The 18243-nt window shown below is 39.2% G+C and carries 17 protein-coding genes; 10 read left to right on the forward strand and 7 right to left on the reverse strand.

The annotated features are described in order from the left end of the window. The first annotated feature begins 177 nt into the window (after positions 1-177). The 5 genes from QLG01_RS11515 (at position 178) to QLG01_RS11535 (ending at position 5036) form a co-directional block, all read left to right on the forward strand. Positions 178-1134 (forward strand): TerC family protein, encoded by a 957-nt coding sequence (locus QLG01_RS11515; RefSeq protein WP_013199302.1) that lies wholly within the window; start codon positions 178-180, stop codon positions 1132-1134. A gap of 297 nt (positions 1135-1431) precedes the next feature. After that, a complete protein-coding gene (locus QLG01_RS11520) occupies positions 1432-2487 on the forward strand; it encodes an aromatic ring-hydroxylating dioxygenase subunit alpha (protein ID WP_282496477.1) in 1056 nt (351 codons plus the stop codon). Between the two features lie 56 nt (positions 2488-2543). Then, positions 2544-3866 (forward strand): guanine deaminase, encoded by a 1323-nt coding sequence (gene guaD, locus QLG01_RS11525; RefSeq protein ID WP_282496478.1) that lies wholly within the window; start codon positions 2544-2546, stop codon positions 3864-3866. A 217-nt stretch (positions 3867-4083) separates the two neighbouring features. Further along, positions 4084-4611: a hypoxanthine phosphoribosyltransferase gene (gene hpt / locus QLG01_RS11530; protein WP_004795560.1), complete on the forward strand. Its 528-nt coding sequence runs from the start codon at positions 4084-4086 to the stop codon at positions 4609-4611. Between the two features lie 173 nt (positions 4612-4784). After that, the gene (locus tag QLG01_RS11535) at positions 4785-5036 is read left to right on the forward strand and encodes a GlsB/YeaQ/YmgE family stress response membrane protein (RefSeq protein ID WP_000269732.1); all 252 of its coding nucleotides are present in this window, start codon (positions 4785-4787) and stop codon (positions 5034-5036) included. Positions 5037-5085: 49 nt separating this feature from the next. Here the strand turns inward: QLG01_RS11535 and QLG01_RS11540 are convergent, their stop codons facing one another. Together QLG01_RS11540 and dmeF are read right to left on the reverse strand one after the other, a co-directional pair. Next, positions 5086-5784 carry a DsbC family protein gene (locus QLG01_RS11540; protein ID WP_282496479.1) on the reverse strand — a complete coding sequence of 233 codons (699 nt, stop codon included), beginning with the start codon at positions 5782-5784 and terminating at the stop codon, positions 5086-5088. 95 nt (positions 5785-5879) lie between these two features. Further along, positions 5880-6815: a CDF family Co(II)/Ni(II) efflux transporter DmeF gene (gene dmeF, locus QLG01_RS11545; protein ID WP_282496480.1), complete on the reverse strand. Its 936-nt coding sequence runs from the start codon at positions 6813-6815 to the stop codon at positions 5880-5882. A 57-nt stretch (positions 6816-6872) separates the two neighbouring features. On the opposite strand from dmeF, the gene QLG01_RS11550 reads away from it, so the two are divergent. Continuing rightward, positions 6873-7136 (forward strand): metal/formaldehyde-sensitive transcriptional repressor, encoded by a 264-nt coding sequence (locus QLG01_RS11550; RefSeq protein WP_013199307.1) that lies wholly within the window; start codon positions 6873-6875, stop codon positions 7134-7136. A 48-nt stretch (positions 7137-7184) separates the two neighbouring features. On the opposite strand, the gene mnmE is transcribed toward QLG01_RS11550, so the two are convergent. The 5 genes from mnmE to rpmH all read right to left on the reverse strand — a co-directional run bounded on the left by mnmE (position 7185) and on the right by rpmH (position 11284). Beyond that, positions 7185-8540, reverse strand: a complete 1356-nt coding sequence (gene mnmE / locus QLG01_RS11555) for a tRNA uridine-5-carboxymethylaminomethyl(34) synthesis GTPase MnmE (protein ID WP_282496481.1) — start codon at positions 8538-8540, stop codon at positions 7185-7187. A gap of 90 nt (positions 8541-8630) precedes the next feature. After that, complete coding sequence (yidC, locus tag QLG01_RS11560; RefSeq protein WP_004795565.1) at positions 8631-10391, reverse strand: membrane protein insertase YidC; 1761 nt, start codon at positions 10389-10391, stop codon at positions 8631-8633. A 5-nt stretch (positions 10392-10396) separates the two neighbouring features. After that, the gene (yidD, locus tag QLG01_RS11565; protein ID WP_003656027.1) at positions 10397-10717 is read right to left on the reverse strand and encodes a membrane protein insertion efficiency factor YidD; all 321 of its coding nucleotides are present in this window, start codon (positions 10715-10717) and stop codon (positions 10397-10399) included. Between the two features lie 10 nt (positions 10718-10727). Next, the gene (rnpA, locus tag QLG01_RS11570) at positions 10728-11120 is read right to left on the reverse strand and encodes a ribonuclease P protein component (RefSeq protein ID WP_004795567.1); all 393 of its coding nucleotides are present in this window, start codon (positions 11118-11120) and stop codon (positions 10728-10730) included. A gap of 29 nt (positions 11121-11149) precedes the next feature. After that, positions 11150-11284, reverse strand: a complete 135-nt coding sequence (gene rpmH, locus QLG01_RS11575) for a 50S ribosomal protein L34 (protein WP_000831329.1) — start codon at positions 11282-11284, stop codon at positions 11150-11152. Between the two features lie 681 nt (positions 11285-11965). On the opposite strand from rpmH, the gene dnaA reads away from it, so the two are divergent. The 4 genes from dnaA (at position 11966) to gyrB (ending at position 18236) form a co-directional block, all read left to right on the forward strand. Beyond that, positions 11966-13372, forward strand: a complete 1407-nt coding sequence (dnaA, locus tag QLG01_RS11580; RefSeq protein WP_005308372.1) for a chromosomal replication initiator protein DnaA — start codon at positions 11966-11968, stop codon at positions 13370-13372. A 97-nt stretch (positions 13373-13469) separates the two neighbouring features. Then, the gene (dnaN, locus tag QLG01_RS11585; RefSeq protein ID WP_005308370.1) at positions 13470-14618 is read left to right on the forward strand and encodes a DNA polymerase III subunit beta; all 1149 of its coding nucleotides are present in this window, start codon (positions 13470-13472) and stop codon (positions 14616-14618) included. Between the two features lie 14 nt (positions 14619-14632). After that, entirely contained in the window at positions 14633-15715 is a 1083-nt protein-coding gene (recF, locus tag QLG01_RS11590; protein ID WP_250374974.1) for a DNA replication/repair protein RecF, read from the forward strand. A gap of 52 nt (positions 15716-15767) precedes the next feature. Continuing rightward, positions 15768-18236 (forward strand): DNA topoisomerase (ATP-hydrolyzing) subunit B, encoded by a 2469-nt coding sequence (gene gyrB / locus QLG01_RS11595; RefSeq protein ID WP_004795574.1) that lies wholly within the window; start codon positions 15768-15770, stop codon positions 18234-18236. Positions 18237-18243: the final 7 nt, after the last annotated feature.

An 18243-nucleotide genomic window follows, 5' to 3' on the forward strand; every position in this document is an offset into this window, starting at 1 on the left:
AACAGCAATGTTATGTGTCAGATATCGTCAATACACTTTTATTAAAAAGTCGGTATCTGAGCATCGTGAAATTCATGATGTAGGCAAGACCTTGATCATGTTGATACAGATGTTTTAATTCATCTGGCAACTGGTCGAGGTTTTTTTATGCCCAATTGCCGGATGTGAGGAGGATTTATGGAAACAATCGGCAATCTATGGCTGTACATAGCATTCTTTGGCATTGTCATTGTCATGCTTTTAGTGGACTTTTTAGGCTTTAAGCAAAAGCAAGGTCAGGATGTCTCAATTAAGCAAGCTGCTTACTGGAGCGTGGCGTGGGTAAGCGTCGCGGTCTTATTTGGTGGTGGTTTATGGTTGTATCTACAGCAAACTGCTGGTGTGACCTTAGCAAATCAAAAAACCATGGAATACTTCGCAGGTTACTTACTTGAAAAGTCCCTCGCAATTGACAACGTTTTCGTCTGGTTAATGATTTTTGCGGCATTTGCTATTCCAGCTGCGCTACAACGTAAAATTTTGCTCTACGGCGTATTAGGCGCAATCGTACTGCGTACTCTGTTTATCTTTATTGGCGCATGGTTTGTTCAAGAGTTTTCATGGGTGCTTTATATCTTTGGTGCGTTCTTGGTATATACAGGCTTCAAATTCTTAAAGGGCCAAGAAGAAGAAACCAATATTGAAGATATTAAGGCTCTAAAATGGTTACGTAAGCACATGCGTATTACGCCACAGCTAGAAGGTGACAAATTCTTTGTTCGTCAAAATGGTTTATTGTGGGCAACGCCGTTATTTTTAGTATTGATTTTAGTTGAAGCTTCAGATGTGATTTTCGCAGTAGACTCTATTCCTGCTATTTTCGCGGTAACCAGTGATCCATTTATTGTTTTAACAGCGAACTTAATGGCAATTTTAGGCTTACGCGCAATGTTCTTCTTGCTTGCTGGCGCTGCTTCTAAACTGCATTACTTACCGTATGGCTTAGGCATCATCTTATTGTTCATTGGTGCAAAAATGTTATTGCTTGATGTATTCCATATGCCAATCTGGATTTCGTTGAGCTTTATCGTAATAGTGTTAGCAATTACCGCTTATCTCTCTTTACGACACAACAAAAAGCAATTGCAGTCTTAATTCATCCTATAAAGGGATCTACATTAAAAAGCACTTTTAAAGTGCTTTTTAATTGGGTCTTGCTTGCGATCAATCAGTGCATTTTAAGTATATAACGAATAATAAAATTTCCTTTTCAAAGCTAAATTAGAACAAAAATTCAAAAATAAAATTCTATAAGTTTATGTATTTTAATAATTTTACTCTTAACTTCTTTATTAAAAATCAATATTGGCAAGCTCTTTGCATTTCCTAAAAAGAAAAAAGCCTAGATTTTAAGGGCTCGCGAGAGCCCTGATTTTTTTAAGGAGTGATGCCATGAATGCGATTCCAACTTTAACGCCCCTTGCAATGCCCTGTAACAGCAGTTTTGAAGCAAAAGATTGGGAAATTTTATCTACTCACTGGTATCCGGTTGCCCGTATTCAAGATGTCTCTACTGCACCACAAAGAGTGTCGTTATTAGATGTGAATATGGCCCTATATAAGACAGAAAGTGGCGAAATTCATCTGGTCCGAGACATTTGTCCACATCGTGGCGTGCCATTAACTAAAGGCTGGGTGGACGGCGAAGAAATTGTGTGTCCCTATCATGGTCTACGCTATAACACCGAAGGGAAGTGTACCCAAATACCAGCTCAACCTGAGTTAACCAAAATTTCTGATCGTTTTTCTCTTACCAAATTTCCAGTTGTTGAACGATATGGCTTGATTTGGACCAGTATTCACAGTCGGGATGTTACTCAAGCTAATATTCCAGTATTAGATACTTGGGAGCATGCAGAACATCAATCAATTTTACCGCCTTTTGTCGATATTGGCGGTTCTAGCGGACGTCAACTTGAAGGGTTTATCGATGTCGCTCATTTTGCATGGGTACATCACAATGCCTTTGCGAATCGAGAGAATCCTGTCGTACCCAAATATCACACAGAACGTACCAGCTACGGCCTAAAAACAGTCTATATCAGCAATGTCAGTAACTATCCACACGAACTAAAACATCTCGAACCAGAAGGCTTTTTGTGGAAGCGCACCTTTGATGTCTACCCACCTTTTTCAGCCGTGCTTACGGTCGACTTCCCAGAAGGTGGCGTCTTAAAAATTTTAAATGCTTGCTGTCCTATCTCAAGCAATAAAACCCGTTTATTTGTTCCACTTACCCGTAACTTTGACCAAACAGGGGATTTAGAAAAAGTATATGCATTTAATGCCCAAATTTTTGCAGAAGACCAAGACATGGTCGAATCACAAAAGCCGGAAGACCTTCCGCTTGATTTAATGATGGAAGCACATTTTGAAGCAGACCGTTCATCAACGACTTATCGACGGATTTTGGCTGACTGGGGACTAAGTAAACGTTATACCGTTTAAATATTGGCTAAGTGGGGTACAATCAATCGAAAAAAGTGAAAATATAAAGGCTTTCCATGTCATTGATCGCAAATACCACCGTTGTGCGTGGTCGTTTTTTAGATATCCAACAAACCGTTTCTGAGCCCACTGATATTCCAAATCAAGTGCGTTATTTAGAAGATGGTGTATTGATTAGTGAACATGGAAAAATCAAATGGTTTGGTGCATGGGAAGAAGCTCAAACGCATCTTCCTGCTGGAGTAGAGGTTCAACATTACCCAGAACAATTGATTGTACCTGGCTTTATTGATACCCATATTCATTTTCCACAAACCGAAATGGTGGGAGCTTACGGCGAACAACTTTTAAGCTGGCTCAATACCTATACTTTTCCCACTGAAATCCAGTTTCAAGACAAAGCATATGCAAATGAAATTGCCCAGTTCTTTGTTCAGGAACTCTTAAAGCACGGTACAACGACGGCCCTCGTTTTCTGTACGGTTCATCCCGAGTCTGTTGATGCCTTATTTGAAGCCGCAGAACACGTTCAGATGCGTTTAATCGCTGGTAAGGTACTGATGGACCGCAATGCCCCTGAAGCGCTTTGTGATACCCCAGAAACGGCTTACAGTAACACCAAGGCACTCATTGAAAAATGGCATGGCAAGGGTCGTGCTCTGTATGCGATTACACCACGTTTCGCACCAACCTCTACACCTGAACAATTAGAAAGAGCAGGGCAGTTAAAACAAGAATTTCCAGATGTTTATCTACATACCCATTTAAGCGAAAACAAAGATGAAATTGCTTGGGTAAAATCTTTATTTCCGGAACAAGCGGGCTACTTAGATGTTTATCAACATTATGGCCTAACTGGTAAACGTTCTGTGTTTGCTCATTGCGTTCATCTAGAGGATGAAGAATGGCAATGTATGCATGATACGCAGTCGGCTATCGCATTTTGCCCAACTTCAAACCTGTTCTTAGGTAGTGGTTTATTCCCATTGAAAAAAACTTGGGAAAAACAAGTGAAAGTAGGTTTGGGGACAGATATCGGTGCTGGTACATCGTTTAGTTTGCTGCAAACTGTTAACGAGGCTTATAAGGTCCAACAGTTACAAGGCGATAAACTTTCAGCTTATGAAGCGCTCTATCATGCGACGTTAGGCGGAGCAAAAGCGCTTGATTTGCAGGACAAGTTAGGCAATTTCAACATCGGTAAAGAAGCAGACTTTGTGGTATTGAATCTTAAGCCAACTGCACTACAGCAACTTCGCCAGTCTAAATCCAAATCTGTTGAAGATTCGTTGTTTGCATTATTCACTTTAGGTGATGACCGTAATATTGAGGCGACTTATATTTATGGAAACCGTGCTTATCAAAAAGAAACAGCCTAATAAAAATCGGGCCGTTAAGTTTTTGTTATTATTTGGAATATGTGCTCTTGTTTTAAAGCGGGATCGACATATTGCTCAAAATGATAAAATTTCAGAGTCATCAAAGGGTGCATGAAACATCATTTTGCTTTAAAATTTTACCATTAACTCAGATTTTAGAGGTGTTGCAGGTCAACACCTTTTTTATTTTTTCTTTTATATCTTGTAGGAATCTGACATGACTGTTGCAATGAGCATCATGATTTCAACCGAAGAAATTCAAGCAAAAGTCAAAGAGCTCGGCGAGCAAATTAACGCTCACTATGCAAATAGCGACAAAGAGTTAGTCCTGATTGGGCTACTGCGTGGTTCTGTTATTTTCATGGCAGACTTGTGCCGAACGATTACCAAACCGCATGAACTCGACTTTATGACAGTGTCTAGCTACGGCGGCGGTACGACTTCAAGTCGAGATGTTAAAATCTTAAAAGATCTTGATGGTGAAATTCGCGGTAAAGATGTACTGGTCGTTGAAGATATTATCGACTCAGGTAATACCTTAAGCAAAGTTATGGAAATGCTGCAAACTCGCGAACCAAATTCGATTCAATTGTGTACGTTAGTGAGTAAACCATCTCGCCGTGAAATTGATCTCGAAGTGAAATTTTTAGGTTTTGAAGTTGAAGACAAGTTTATTGTGGGTTATGGATTAGACTACGATCAAAAATATCGCCACTTACCATTTATTGGCGAAATTGGTTTATAAATTTAAAAAAAAATAGCACCGCGAGGTGCTATTTTTTTATATAAAACTTTAGCTTCGAACAAAAAAGACACAAAAAGTCGCAATCTGCTACAGACAAAATAGATGACTCTGCCGCACGATAGAATATGAAGCAAAATCATTAACTTCATCAAAAAAACAACTGGAGAACAAATATGTGGTCACTCATTGTCGCTATTGTAGTTGGTTTCTTTGCTGGCTTAATCGCTCGTGCCTTACATCCAGGGGATGATAAAGCAGGTTTCATCGTAACCACCCTAATTGGTATTGCAGGTTCACTTCTAGCCACTTATGGTGGTCGTTTACTTGGCCTTTACGGAGAAAATTCAGCTGCGGGCTTTATCGCATCTGTAATTGGTGCAGTCATTATTCTCTTTATTTACAATTTAATTGCACGAAAAAGTTAATGACTTTTAGGCAATAAAAAAGCACCTGATGGTGCTTTTTTAATTCATTTTATAGGCCTAATTCTTTCCACACAGCCTGAATTTCTTCGGCAGATCGAGCGCCTACCATTTTAAATCCATTTGCAAAAATTAAGGTAGGGGTACCATTAAAACCTAGTTTCTTTCCAAGCTCTAAATTACGGTCAATTGGATTAGCACAGCTTGCCACTGTGGGTTTAACACCTTGTTGAATCAGTTTTTTCCATGAATAGGATTGATTTGGCGCACACCACACCTGTCTAGAAACAACGATAGACTGAGGCTTTAGAGGATAAATGAAAGTGTAAATGGTCACATCTTTCAGCTTATCGAGTTCAGGCTCGAGCTGCTTACAATAAGGACAGTTTGGATCAGAAAATATGGCTAAAACATGCTGTCCATTACCTTTAACCGTTTTAATCGCATCTTTTAACGGTAATTGTTTCCAATCAATTGAGTTCTGTCCTAACACCAGATCTTTGGTTAAGTTTTTCTGGTCTTTTAAACGAATCATAGAACCAACAAGCATATGCTGCCCATCTTCGCCAACATAAATGATTTGTTGATCAAGATTAGCGCTATATAGCCCTGGCATTTCGGTTTTCTGAATATTGCTAATTTTCAAATTAGGATATTGTTTCTTAATATTTTCCCTAACAGTATCTACATTAGCGAAACTCACACTTGCAGTTAAGCTAAATAACGCCAATATTCCTAATTTTTTAAGCATAAAACCAACTCACAGGTAGGAGAGGAGATCATTTTAATCAGTTCAGCTTTTGAAAACAGAACTGATTACCGAGTTATAACCAAACTTCCACTCATTTATGCCAATGTTTCACGTGGAACATAAGCAGGTTTTAGAGTATTAATTTCTACCGATATATGCACAATTTCATCATGAATTGATAAAGCCTGACGAATCTGATCTGCGGTTAAAGAAATATCATCAGTTTCGAGCGCTAAAATACAAGAAAACTTACCTTTTGCGACTTTCCAGACATGAATATCCGTAATTTCAATATTTTTAGGAAATTCAGCAATTACTTCACGAATTTCTTCAACCACAGGATGGTCCATTTCTGCATCTAAAAGGGTTTTTCCTGTCTCTTTCAATAACCCAAGAGACCATTTTGCAACCAAAATAGCACCTAGAATCCCTAAAAACGCATCTAAAAAATCCCAACCGAAATATTTACCCGCACAAAGCGCAATAATTGCAAAAACGGAGGTCACAGCATCTGCAACTACATGTAAAAATGCAGCTTTTTGGTTTAAATCATGGTGGTGATGGTGATGGTGATGGTGCCCATCATCGTGAAGTAACCATGCGCAAATCAAGTTAATGACCAAACCTAAAATTGCAATAGGAATTGCTTCATTATAAAAAATCTCAACTGGATTTAATAAACGTTGTATCGACTGAAAAGCCATAAAAATGGCAACAACCATCAGCAAAATTGCACTGCTATAACCCGCTAAAATCTCGATTTTCCAAGTTCCAAAACTAAACCGACGATCTTTGGAATAATGACGAGCTGCACGATAGGCAAAATAGGCTAAACCGAGTGCCAACATATGTGAACTCATATGCCAACCATCAGCCAGAAGTGCCATTGAATTGAAAAACCATCCACCCAATATTTCTAATACCATCATGGATGCCGTTAAAATCGTTGCAATCAAAATACGTTTTTGTGCAAGTGGATTTCCTTCATCAAACTGATGTTGATGATGACGTGATACACTATAATCCTGCATAAAATTTAAACCCAATATACTCCCTACCAGTATATTGAATTATACAAGAGAACACAGATGAGTCACATTGGTCAGGATAAAAAAATAGTTAATCGTGTAAAACGACTAAAAGGGCAAATTAATAGTATTGAGTATGCCGTTGAACAGCCTGATATTTCATGCATAGAAATACTGCAACAAGTTGCTGCCATTAAAGGTGCGATAAACGGTTTGATGAGTGAATTGATGGAACAACACTTACATCACCATGTACTCAAAGAAGCACAAGTTGATCAGAATGAGTTAGATGAGTTTTTAAAGGTTCTAAAAAGATACGGTTAACGAGGTGACTGAATGACACAGCCATGTGCATCATTCAGAATTTTTTAATTATTTTCCAATACAAAACGAACCAAAGATTTTGCCTAATAGGTCATCGGCGCTAAAGTCACCGGTAATTTCACCTAAAGCATTTTGAGCAAGGCGTAATGATTCAGCAACCAGTTCACCTGCGTTAAACACAACAAGTTGCTCGCGTGCTTCTGAAAGATAGAGCTGTGTGCGCTTCATTGCGTCTAAATGACGTGTTCTTGCAATAAAGGTATCTTCCTCAGGGTGAAAGCCTGCATGCGCTGTAATCGCCTCTACGAGGCCTTGTACGCCCATCTCTTGTTTTGCAGAAACGGTTATATGACGGAACCCTTGAAAATCGTTTATTTCAGCTAATTGACCTGTTAAATCGCATTTATTGCCAATTAACATTAGGCGACGAGGTTCGATGTGTTCAGCAAAATATTCTTGAGCAAGTTTTAATGGGTCATCACCTTGATTTAAATCATAAACCAGCAATAACAAATCAGCTTGTTCAATTTCTTTAATTGCTCTGCGAATCCCTTCTTTTTCAACAATGTCACCTGTTTCACGTAGGCCAGCTGTGTCTGTTAAGGTGATTGGTAGGCCATTTAAGCTAATTTTTTCATGTAAAACATCGCGAGTTGTACCAGCAATATCGGTCACAATTGCGCGCTCAACGCCAGCTAGCGCATTCAACAAGCTCGACTTACCTGCATTTGGTTTACCCGCAATAACGACTTGTAATCCTTCACGTAGTAATTGACCTTGTCGTGCAGATGTTTGAACTGCATGTACTGACTGCTGAACATCTTCAAGTAAAGCTAAAATCTTACCGTCTGCTAAGAAATCGATTTCTTCTTCAGGAAAATCAATTGCAGCTTCAACATGTAAGCGTAAATGAATCAGTTTTTCTAAAACCGTATTAATTTTTGTTGAAAAAGCACCTTGTAAAGAACGAACGGCAGAACGTGCTGCAGCTTGTGAAGTCGCATCAATCAAGTCGGCAATTGCTTCTGCTTGTACCAAGTCCATCTTGCCATTTTCAAAAGCCCGCATGGAGAATTCACCAGCTTTTGCAGCAATTGCACCCAGCTCAAATAAACGTCCCAACAAGGCATTTTGGATAACTGGACCACCGTGACCTTGTAGCTCTACAACATCTTCACCTGTAAACGAGTGGGGATTGGGAAAGCATAGAACAATCCCTTCATCCATAATGCTGCCATCAGCATCATAAAACTTACGAAAACCCGCCATACGTGCTTCAGGCAAGTTTTTCTCTGTCAGGTTTTGAGCAATCTCATAAGCTTTAGGTCCCGATAGGCGAATCACCCCCACACCACCACGCCCTGGTGGCGTTGCAATTGCGGCAATCGTGGTTTGACTTTGCATATTATTCACCTAAAAACCTAAAATCCAGCCAAAGAAAAATCCGCCTAAGATTACCATCTTAAGCGGATTTATTCAGCAAAAGTTCAACGATTAAGAAGCTGATTCAGTCTTATTTATACGACTTTTTTCAACGCTCTTATTAATAAACGACTGCTGTAAAATAGTAATACTGTTGTTCACAATCCAGTACAGCACGAGACCTGCTGGGAAGAACAACATAAATACCGTGAACATAATCGGCATAATGCGGAACACTTTTGCCTGCATAGGATCAGCGGGTTGCGGGTTCAACATTTGCTGCGCAAACATCGTAGCCCCCATGATCAACGGCAAGATGAACCAAGGATCCATTGCTGACAAGTCTTGAATCCAGCCTAACCACGGTGCGTGACGTAATTCCACACTTTCCATGAGTACCCAGTACAAAGCAAGGAAAATTGGCATTTGTAGCAACAATGGTAAACAACCTGAAAGTGGATTCACTTGCTCACGTTTGTATAAAGCCATCATTTCTTGCGAGAAGCGCATACGGTCTTCACCGAATTCTTCTTTCATGCGTTGCATTTCTGGTGCAATCACACGCATTTTCGCCATAGAACGATAACTTTTTGAAGATAAAGGCCATAAAATCATCTTCACCATCACGGTAAGTAAGATAATTGACCATCCCCAGTTGCCCACAATGCTATGGAAGAATTGAAGACCTAAGAACAATAACTTGGCAATCGGCCATAACCAGCCATAATCGACAGTCTGATTCAAGCCAACCGCTAAATCTTTTAATTCAGATTGTACTTTCGGACCTGAATAAAGTTTTGCGTCCACTTCCATTGAAGTGCCTGCCGGAACATTAATCACTGGTGAGGTAAAACCAATGATATTCATATGATCAGCAGATTGACGAGATTCAAGTTTAGCTACATAAGGCTGACCATTTGCTTGAGTCAGTTTAAGATTCCCAGGAATCCAAGCACTTACAAAATAATGCTGAACAATCGCAACCCATCCACCTTTCGCTTCAGTATTTACTTTTTCTTCTGAGAAATTAGCAAACTTAAGCTTGTTGTAGTGTGAATCAGGTGTTCCCCAAGCTCCACCTAAGAAAGTTCCTAGAGTGAAAATACCTTGAGAAGATTTACCAGGATCATCAGAGTTATCACGCTTTAATTGTCCAAACATCTGACCTTGCCAGCTTTGTTGGCTACGGTTAATCACTTGATGTCTTACAACAATTGGATATTGCCCTTGAGTAAAGGTGAAAGTTTTAATAATTTCAACGCCTTCAGGTGTTTTAAATACCATCGGAACGTTTAAAACTTTTTCAGATTGACCCTTTTGATCCTGTACACCCTTAGCATCAGCCAAAGTATATGATGTTTTTTCAACCGCATATAATGGACGACCACCACGACTGCTATCTGGTCCATTCAAACCAATTAAGCCAGATTGAGCAACATATGTACGCTTGGCATCATTTTCAAGCATAACAAATGGCTGATCGCTGTCTTTGCTTTTGTCGTGTGAGAGTAATTCAATACGAACAATATCACCACCTTTTGGATTGATCCAAATATGGTAAAGGTCAGTTTGTACTGAAATAAGCTGTTGATTCACAGGTGCAGTTGCATCTGTGGTTTGTGACTGCGCAATATTTGCTTGTGGCACATCGGAAGCCACTGTTGCATTTTTAGCATTTGGCAAATCAGCAGATACTTCATGTGAACTTACAGCCGCCGCTTGTTTTTGCGGTGCAGTTGCAGCATTTCCATAATCTTTTTGCCAAGCCAAAATGAGCAAATATGCGGTGACAAACATGGCCCCGAGAATTGCAAACCTGGCCCATTGTTGCATATCTATTACCCCAAATGGTTAGAGAGATTTTGCTTCAGTAAACGATCACGAAAGGGTACAGCAACATGATGCGTTTGAGAATCTATTTGATGAAACGAAATAAAACGAATTGCTTTTGGGGGTACCGGATCATATCCAGATCCACCCCACGGATGACAACGACAAATTCGTTTAGAAGATAACCAAACGCCTTTGATTGCACCATGAGTTTGCAATGCTTCTATCGCATATTGGGAACAGGTCGGGATATAACGACAACGGGGTCCAAGAAGCGGACTAATCGCAATTTGATACAGTCGAATCAACCAACGTAGAAAACGAACCATTGGCTATCTCTTAATTCTGCGAGGTTGTGCCAACTTTAGAATGTTTTTTTGCTAAGCGTTGTAATTTTTGCCAAGCAAAATCTAATTGTTGATATAGCTCAGCATTCGTAATCGCTTCTATACCGACTTTCGGCATTACCACAATATCTATATCTGATCCAAAATTCGGCTGATGTAGACGAAAGCTCTCACGAGCAAGACGTTTTATTCGATTTCTTTCATGCGCACGGCGCACTTTTTTCTTAGCAACAACAATACCCAAACGGCTATTAGGCTGTTCGGTTAATTTTGCAAGAAATAAAAAATGGGGTTGATGCACTTTAAAAAGCGCACCATCGAATACACTTTTATAATCTGCAGCACAGCGTATTCGCACATCTGTGCTAAAATTGTAAAGTGTCATCACACCCAAGTCTGGTCAGCGTAACAGTATTAAACAGTTAAGCTATGACGACCTTTTGCACGACGACGAGCTAATACTTGACGACCAGCTTTAGTTGCCATACGAGCACGGAAACCATGAACGCGTTTACGCTTTAATTCAGATGGCTGGAAAGTACGTTTCATATCGAAACTCCCAAAAATGATCTTTCTATAAAGGTCCGCGATTTTATTGTGCAATGTTTACGCTGTCAATGAAAAACCAAGAAAGTTTTGTATTTAACCCAAATTTTTAATCTCTCTACTTCTTTTTATGATTGTCATAATTCAGTGCAATATATAGCTTTTAAAGTTATACACAAAGTAATTGTCTATTTTTATTAGAACTTTTATTATATACACACCTTATATACATATTTATCAACAAAACAAGATATCATCTTGGCTTTGATTTGCTGCATTTGAATTTAAATTCATATTTTGCAGTTATCCACAAAAGATCACACCCCTATTAAATAAATTCAAATTTTAAAATTTATATTTATTCTTATTAGGAGCGGTTTTTTCTGTGGATTTCGCACTTTTAAATTTAAAAAACATATATTTGGGTTGTTGATAACTCTGTTTTTATTATATTTATGGATTGTGGATAAGTTTGTGTGATAATTTATCCACAGGTTGTGCAAAAAGTTATACACAAGTGATTTTGAATTTAAATTTATTCACAAGAGTTTTCTTTTTAGACAAAATCACTCGAATTCGTCATGACAGATGTGGATAACTTGGTTAGAATGGCGACCCCTTCTCATATGGAAGGGTGAATCTTTAGATTGTTTGAATTTAAAAACGCAAAAATAGGGGATACACATGCTTTGGACAGACTGCTTAACTCGCTTGCGACAAGAGCTCTCTGATAACGTCTTTGCGATGTGGATTCGCCCATTAGTTGCTGAAGAAGTAGAAGGGATACTACGTCTTTATGCTCCTAACCCTTATTGGACGCGTTACATTCAAGAGAATCATTTAGAATTAATTTCTATATTGGCTGAGCAGTTGTCAGAAGGACGTGTACGTCAGGTTGAGATTTTAGTTGATTCTCGTCCTGGGAGTATTTTGTCATCGAGCGAACAACCAGCAACCACTACAGCTGCTTTGCAAACTGCACCACCACAAAGTATTAAAGTAAAAAAAGAGCCTGAGTCTGTTTCTAGCCCACATGCGAATAGTGTCGTCAATCCGAAAACATCAAAAAAGAAACTACTGAATCCTCAGTTTACTTTTTCTTTATTTGTTGAAGGCCGTTCGAACCAGATGGCTGCTGAAACATGTAGAAAAGTATTAACTCAATTAGGTGCTTCCCAGCATAACCCTTTGTTTTTATACGGTCCTACAGGATTAGGTAAGACACACTTAATGCAAGCAGTTGGTAATGCTTTATTACAAGCCAAACCAAATGCTCGTGTGATGTATATGACTTCTGAGAGTTTTGTTCAGGATTTTGTGAGTTCTTTACAAAAAGGCAAAGTAGAAGAATTTAAGAAGAACTGCCGTTCTTTGGATTTATTGTTGGTCGATGATATACATCTCTTAGCAGGTAAAGAGGCGAGTCTAGTTGAGTTTTTCTATACATTTAATGCTTTACTTGATGAATCTAAACAAATTATTTTAACTTCAGACCGTTATCCAAAAGAATTAACAGAGTTAGATCCACGTTTAGTTTCCCGTTTTTCTTGGGGACTTTCAGTAGGTGTTGAACCACCCGATATTGAAACTCGTATCGAAATTTTATTAAAGAAAGCGGAAAATAGCGGCGTTGATTTACCTCGAAATTGTGCACTATTTATTGCACAACAAGTGGTTGCTAACGTACGTGAACTAGAAGGGGCACTTAATAAAGTCGTTGCAATTTCTCGTTTTAAAGGTGCGCCAATTGATCTTGATGTTGTGCGTGAGTCTTTAAAAGATGTATTGGCTATCCGTGCACGAACAATTAGTGTAGAAAATATTCAGCGCGTGGTGAGTGAGTATTTCCGTATCCCATTAAAAGAATTAGTAGGACCCAAACGTACGCGAATTTATGCTCGACCACGTCAGTTAGCAATGGGACTTGCTCGTGAATTGACCGGTGATAGTTTTCCTGAAATTGGAATGGCTTTTGGTGGACGCGACCACAGTACTGTGATGCATGCTTGTGAAAAAGTAACCAGTCTGCGCGGAGAAGATCCAATTTTTGACGAAGATTATAAAAATCTACTGCGTCTACTTCAGAGTTAATGAAATAATAAGACCTTGTTGCAAAGTCTACGTAAGTGCAGCATAGTACACAGCTAAAAAATGAAATATTTGCTCCAAGTTGCTAGAGGAATGAATCGTGCGTTTGAAAATCGCTAAAGAAAGTTTACTCAATGTTTTATCGCATGTTGTCGGTGCGGTAGAACGTCGTCATACATTGAATATTCTTTCAAACGTCAAAATTCAGACTAATGCTCAGGCGCTCACCATTACTGGTTCCGATCTAGAGGTCGAACTGGTTGCGAGCACTGTTTTAACAGAAGGGGCATGCCTTGAAGCAGGGGAAACCACAGTCCCTGCCCGTAAATTAATGGAAATTTGTAAATCATTGCCTACAGCTGCATTAATTGATTTACAAATTACTGAAGATCAAAGATGTATCTTAAAATCTGGTAATAGCCGTTTCGTATTAGGAACTTTACCAGCAGAAGATTATCCATTATTGACGACTGAAAATAGTCAAGGTACTCAAGTACAGGTAACTCAACGTGAGTTAAAGCGTTTATTTGAAAAAACTGCTTTTGCGATGGCTGTACAAGATGTACGTTTCTATTTAACAGGTACTTTATTGGAAATTGATGAAAATCAATTACGTGCAGTAACAACAGATGGACACCGTTTAGCACTTTGTGAAATTACGGCTTCTTCTACATCATCTCAATTGGTTCAGGCTATTGTACCTCGTAAAGCTGTTGGTGAATTACAGCGCTTATTGAGTATTGAAGATGAGCAATTAACATTGTTGATTGGTCGTGAGTTGTTAAATGTAACCATCAATACGCCAAGTCGTGACAAAGAGCAGGGTGATATTACTGTTCGTTTTACAACAAAATTGATTGATGGAAAATTCCCTGATTATCGTCGTGTAATTCCACGTGGTGGCGATAAACATGTATTAATTAGCCATGATGTATTTAAGCAATCATTGCAACGTGTGGCAATTTTGAGTAATGAAAAATTGCGTGGCGTTTTCTTAAATTTTAATCAAGATTCTTTACAGCTTCGTGCGAATAACCCTGAGCAAGATGAGGCGATTGAAGATTTAGCTATCCAATATCAAAACGTACCGCTTGAAATGTCATTTAATGCGCAATATTTGCTTGAAGTATTGGGTGTACTTGATGGCGATGACGTAAACATGAGTATGAGTGAAGCGAATCAGTCTGTTTTGGTTCAAGACCCAGCACATACTGATCAAACTTATGTAGTTATGCCGATGCGTGTATAGTCTGGCTATCTAATATGCATCTTACGCGCTTAAACATTGAACGTGTGCGTAATTTAAAAACGGTTGCACTCCAAGGGTTGCAACCGTTTAATATATTTTATGGCGCTAATGGTTCAGGGAAAACTTCAATTCTGGAAGCAATTCATTTGCTTGCAACTGGACGATCGTTCCGCACTCATATTCCTAAAAATTATATTCAGTATGCTGCCGAAGATGCGATTGTCTTTGCACAGTCTAGTACTGAGAAAATTGGCATGCAAAAGTTAGCATCTGGTGAGCAGTTGATGAAGGTCAATGGCGATACCGTAGCTACTCAAGGACAACTTGCTAAATTACTTCCTTTGCAGCATATTGATCCACAAAGTACTGACATTATTGACCATGGTGCAAAACCACGGCGCCAACTTTTAGATTGGCTGATGTTCCACGTGGAACCTGAGTTTTATTTTGCGTGGCAATACTATTCGCGTGCATTAAAACAGCGAAATACGTTACTTAAAACTCGAAGAAATTTGTCGTTGGCTGATTTAGAGCCGTGGAACAAAATGCTGAGTGATTATGGTGAAATTTTGCACTCTCAGCGCTTGGGTATTGTGGAACAATGGAATGTGTTTTTTCAAAATGATTTGAGCCAATTACTCCCTGATCTTGAAATTGAACTGGAATACAGTCCAGGTTTTCATACAGAGCAGGGCCTCATGCAAGACCTGCTAAATCAACACCAAAAAGATATCGAAAGACGGTATACCGAATATGGTCCACATCGTGCAGATTTGCGCTTAAAAACCCCGTTTGGACACGCTGATGTGGTTTTATCAAGAGGTCAGAAAAAACTGCTGATTATTGCTTTAAAACTGTCACAAATTGCAATGTTACATGCGAGTAATAAGGAAACTGTGGTATTATTAGATGATCTGACAGCAGAATTAGACTTAACCGCACAACAACGTTTAATTGAACGATTAAGCCAACTTGGTAGCCAGGTTTTTATGACAACTTTAGATCATGCATCGGTAAAAAAACACTTACATGATCTGTCTATTTCATATCAATTATTCAATGTTGAATCCGGTCAAGTTAGTCTTGCTTCACCATAATTTTTTGATGTTAACCATCTTTGAATAAACCTATATTTGCTAGGGAGAAACCATGAGTTCAGAGTCTCAATCAGCCTCTCAAACAGAACAAACCAATGAAAAGGCTTATGATTCCTCTAGTATTAAAGTATTACGTGGATTAGATGCAGTTCGTAAACGTCCGGGTATGTATATTGGGGATACAGACGACGGTACCGGTTTACACCATATGGTATTCGAGGTAGTCGATAACGCGATCGATGAAGCTTTAGCTGGGCATTGTGATGAAATTATTGTCACTATTCATGAAGATGAGTCAGTAAGCGTTTCTGATAATGGCCGTGGTATTCCAACCGATATTCACCCCGAAGAAGGTGTTTCTGCAGCGGAAGTAATTCTTACCATTCTGCACGCAGGTGGTAAGTTTGATGACAACAGCTATAAAGTTTCAGGTGGTTTGCACGGCGTAGGTGTTTCTGTAGTAAACGCACTTTCGCGTAAATTACATTTAATGATTTCTCGCGCTGGTCAAGTGCATGAGCAAGAATACCAACACGGCGATCCGCAATATCCATTACGTGTGATTGGTGAAACAGATAAGAGCGGTACAACAGTACGTTTTTGGCCAAGTGCAGAAACTTTTAGCCAAACTATCTTTAACGTAGAAATTCTAGCGCGTCGTTTACGTGAACTTTCATTCTTAAACGCGGGCGTGCGTATCGTTTTACGTGATGAACGAATTAACCTTGAACATGTGTATGACTACGAAGGTGGCTTATCTGAGTTCGTAAAATACATTAACGAAGGTAAAACTCATCTGAATGAGATTTTCCATTTCACTGCGGATACAGATAACGGCATTGTTGTAGAAGTAGCCTTACAGTGGAACGAAAGTTATCAAGAAAACGTTCGTTGTTTTACCAATAACATTCCTCAAAAAGATGGTGGTACGCATTTAGCAGGTTTCCGTGCAGCGTTGACGCGTGGTCTTAACCAATATCTTGAAAATGAAAATATTATCAAGAAAGAAAAAGTCAATGTAACCGGTGACGACGCGCGTGAAGGTTTAACTGCTATTATTTCGGTAAAAGTACCTGATCCGAAGTTCTCATCTCAAACCAAAGAAAAACTGGTATCGAGTGAAGTAAAACCAGCAGTTGAGCAAGCAATGAACAAAGAGTTCTCTGCTTACTTACTTGAAAACCCGCAAGCTGCAAAATCGATTGCAGGTAAAATTATTGATGCTGCACGTGCACGTGATGCTGCACGTAAAGCACGTGAAATGACGCGTCGTAAAAGCGCGCTTGATATCGCTGGTTTACCAGGTAAATTGGCAGATTGTCAGGAAAAAGATCCAGCACTTTCTGAACTATATCTTGTCGAGGGTGACTCTGCAGGTGGTAGTGCCAAGCAAGGCCGTAACCGTAAAATGCAGGCTATTTTGCCGTTGAAAGGTAAAATCCTGAACGTTGAACGTGCGCGCTTTGACAAAATGATTTCTAGTCAGGAAGTTGGTACTTTAATTACTGCACTTGGCTGTGGTATTGGTCGTGAAGAATATAATCCCGATAAGTTACGTTATCATAAGATCATTATCATGACCGATGCCGACGTTGATGGTTCGCACATTCGTACCTTGTTATTAACGTTCTTCTTCCGTCAAATGCCAGAATTGGTTGAGCGTGGGCATATCTATATTGCACAGCCACCTTTGTATAAATTGAAAAAAGGTAAGCAGGAACAATACATCAAAGATAATGATGCATTGGAAACTTATTTAATTTCAAATGCGATTGATGAGCTATCTTTGCATACCAATGCTGAAGCACCTGCTATTACGGGTGAAGCACTTGCAAAAGTCATTCAAGACTATCAAGTTTCACAAAAGAGCTTACAGCGCTTAACTTTACGTTATCCAGCTAGCTTATTGGATGCTTTACTTGAAGTAGAAGCATTCAAGAGCGATCAAAATCATGATCAGGCTTATGTACAACAATGGGCTGATCAAGTAAAAGCTATCATTACAAGATTACAGCCAAGTCTACGCCCAGAAATTACACTAGAGTCATTTGAGCGTGAAAATGCTCAAGGTGAAAAATCTGCGCATTATTGGCCGCGTATTACAGTATATGTTCATAACTTGCCACATGCATATTTGCTTGATGCAGCTTTATTGAATTCAGCTGAGTATGCACGTTTGTTGAAAAACTCGAAGAGTTGGTTCAGTTTGCTTGAAGATGGTGCTTATTTACAAAAAGGTGATCGCCGTATTCAAGTGGCTAACTTCCATCAAGTTTGGCAGCATATTTTGCAAGATTCGCGCCGCGGTATGATGATTCAGCGCTATAAAGGTCTTGGCGAGATGAACGCTGAACAGCTTTGGGAAACGACAATGGATCCTGAAAACCGTAATATGTTGCAGGTAACTATTGACGATGCGATTGAAGCAGATCGTATGTTCTCTTGCTTGATGGGTGATGACGTGGAACCACGTCGTGCATTCATTGAAGAAAATGCTTTAAATGCGGATATTGATGCTTAATTGATAA

This window comes from Acinetobacter sp. V89_4 (genome assembly GCF_029967875.1).
GTDB classification, from domain to species: domain Bacteria; phylum Pseudomonadota; class Gammaproteobacteria; order Pseudomonadales; family Moraxellaceae; genus Acinetobacter; species Acinetobacter oleivorans.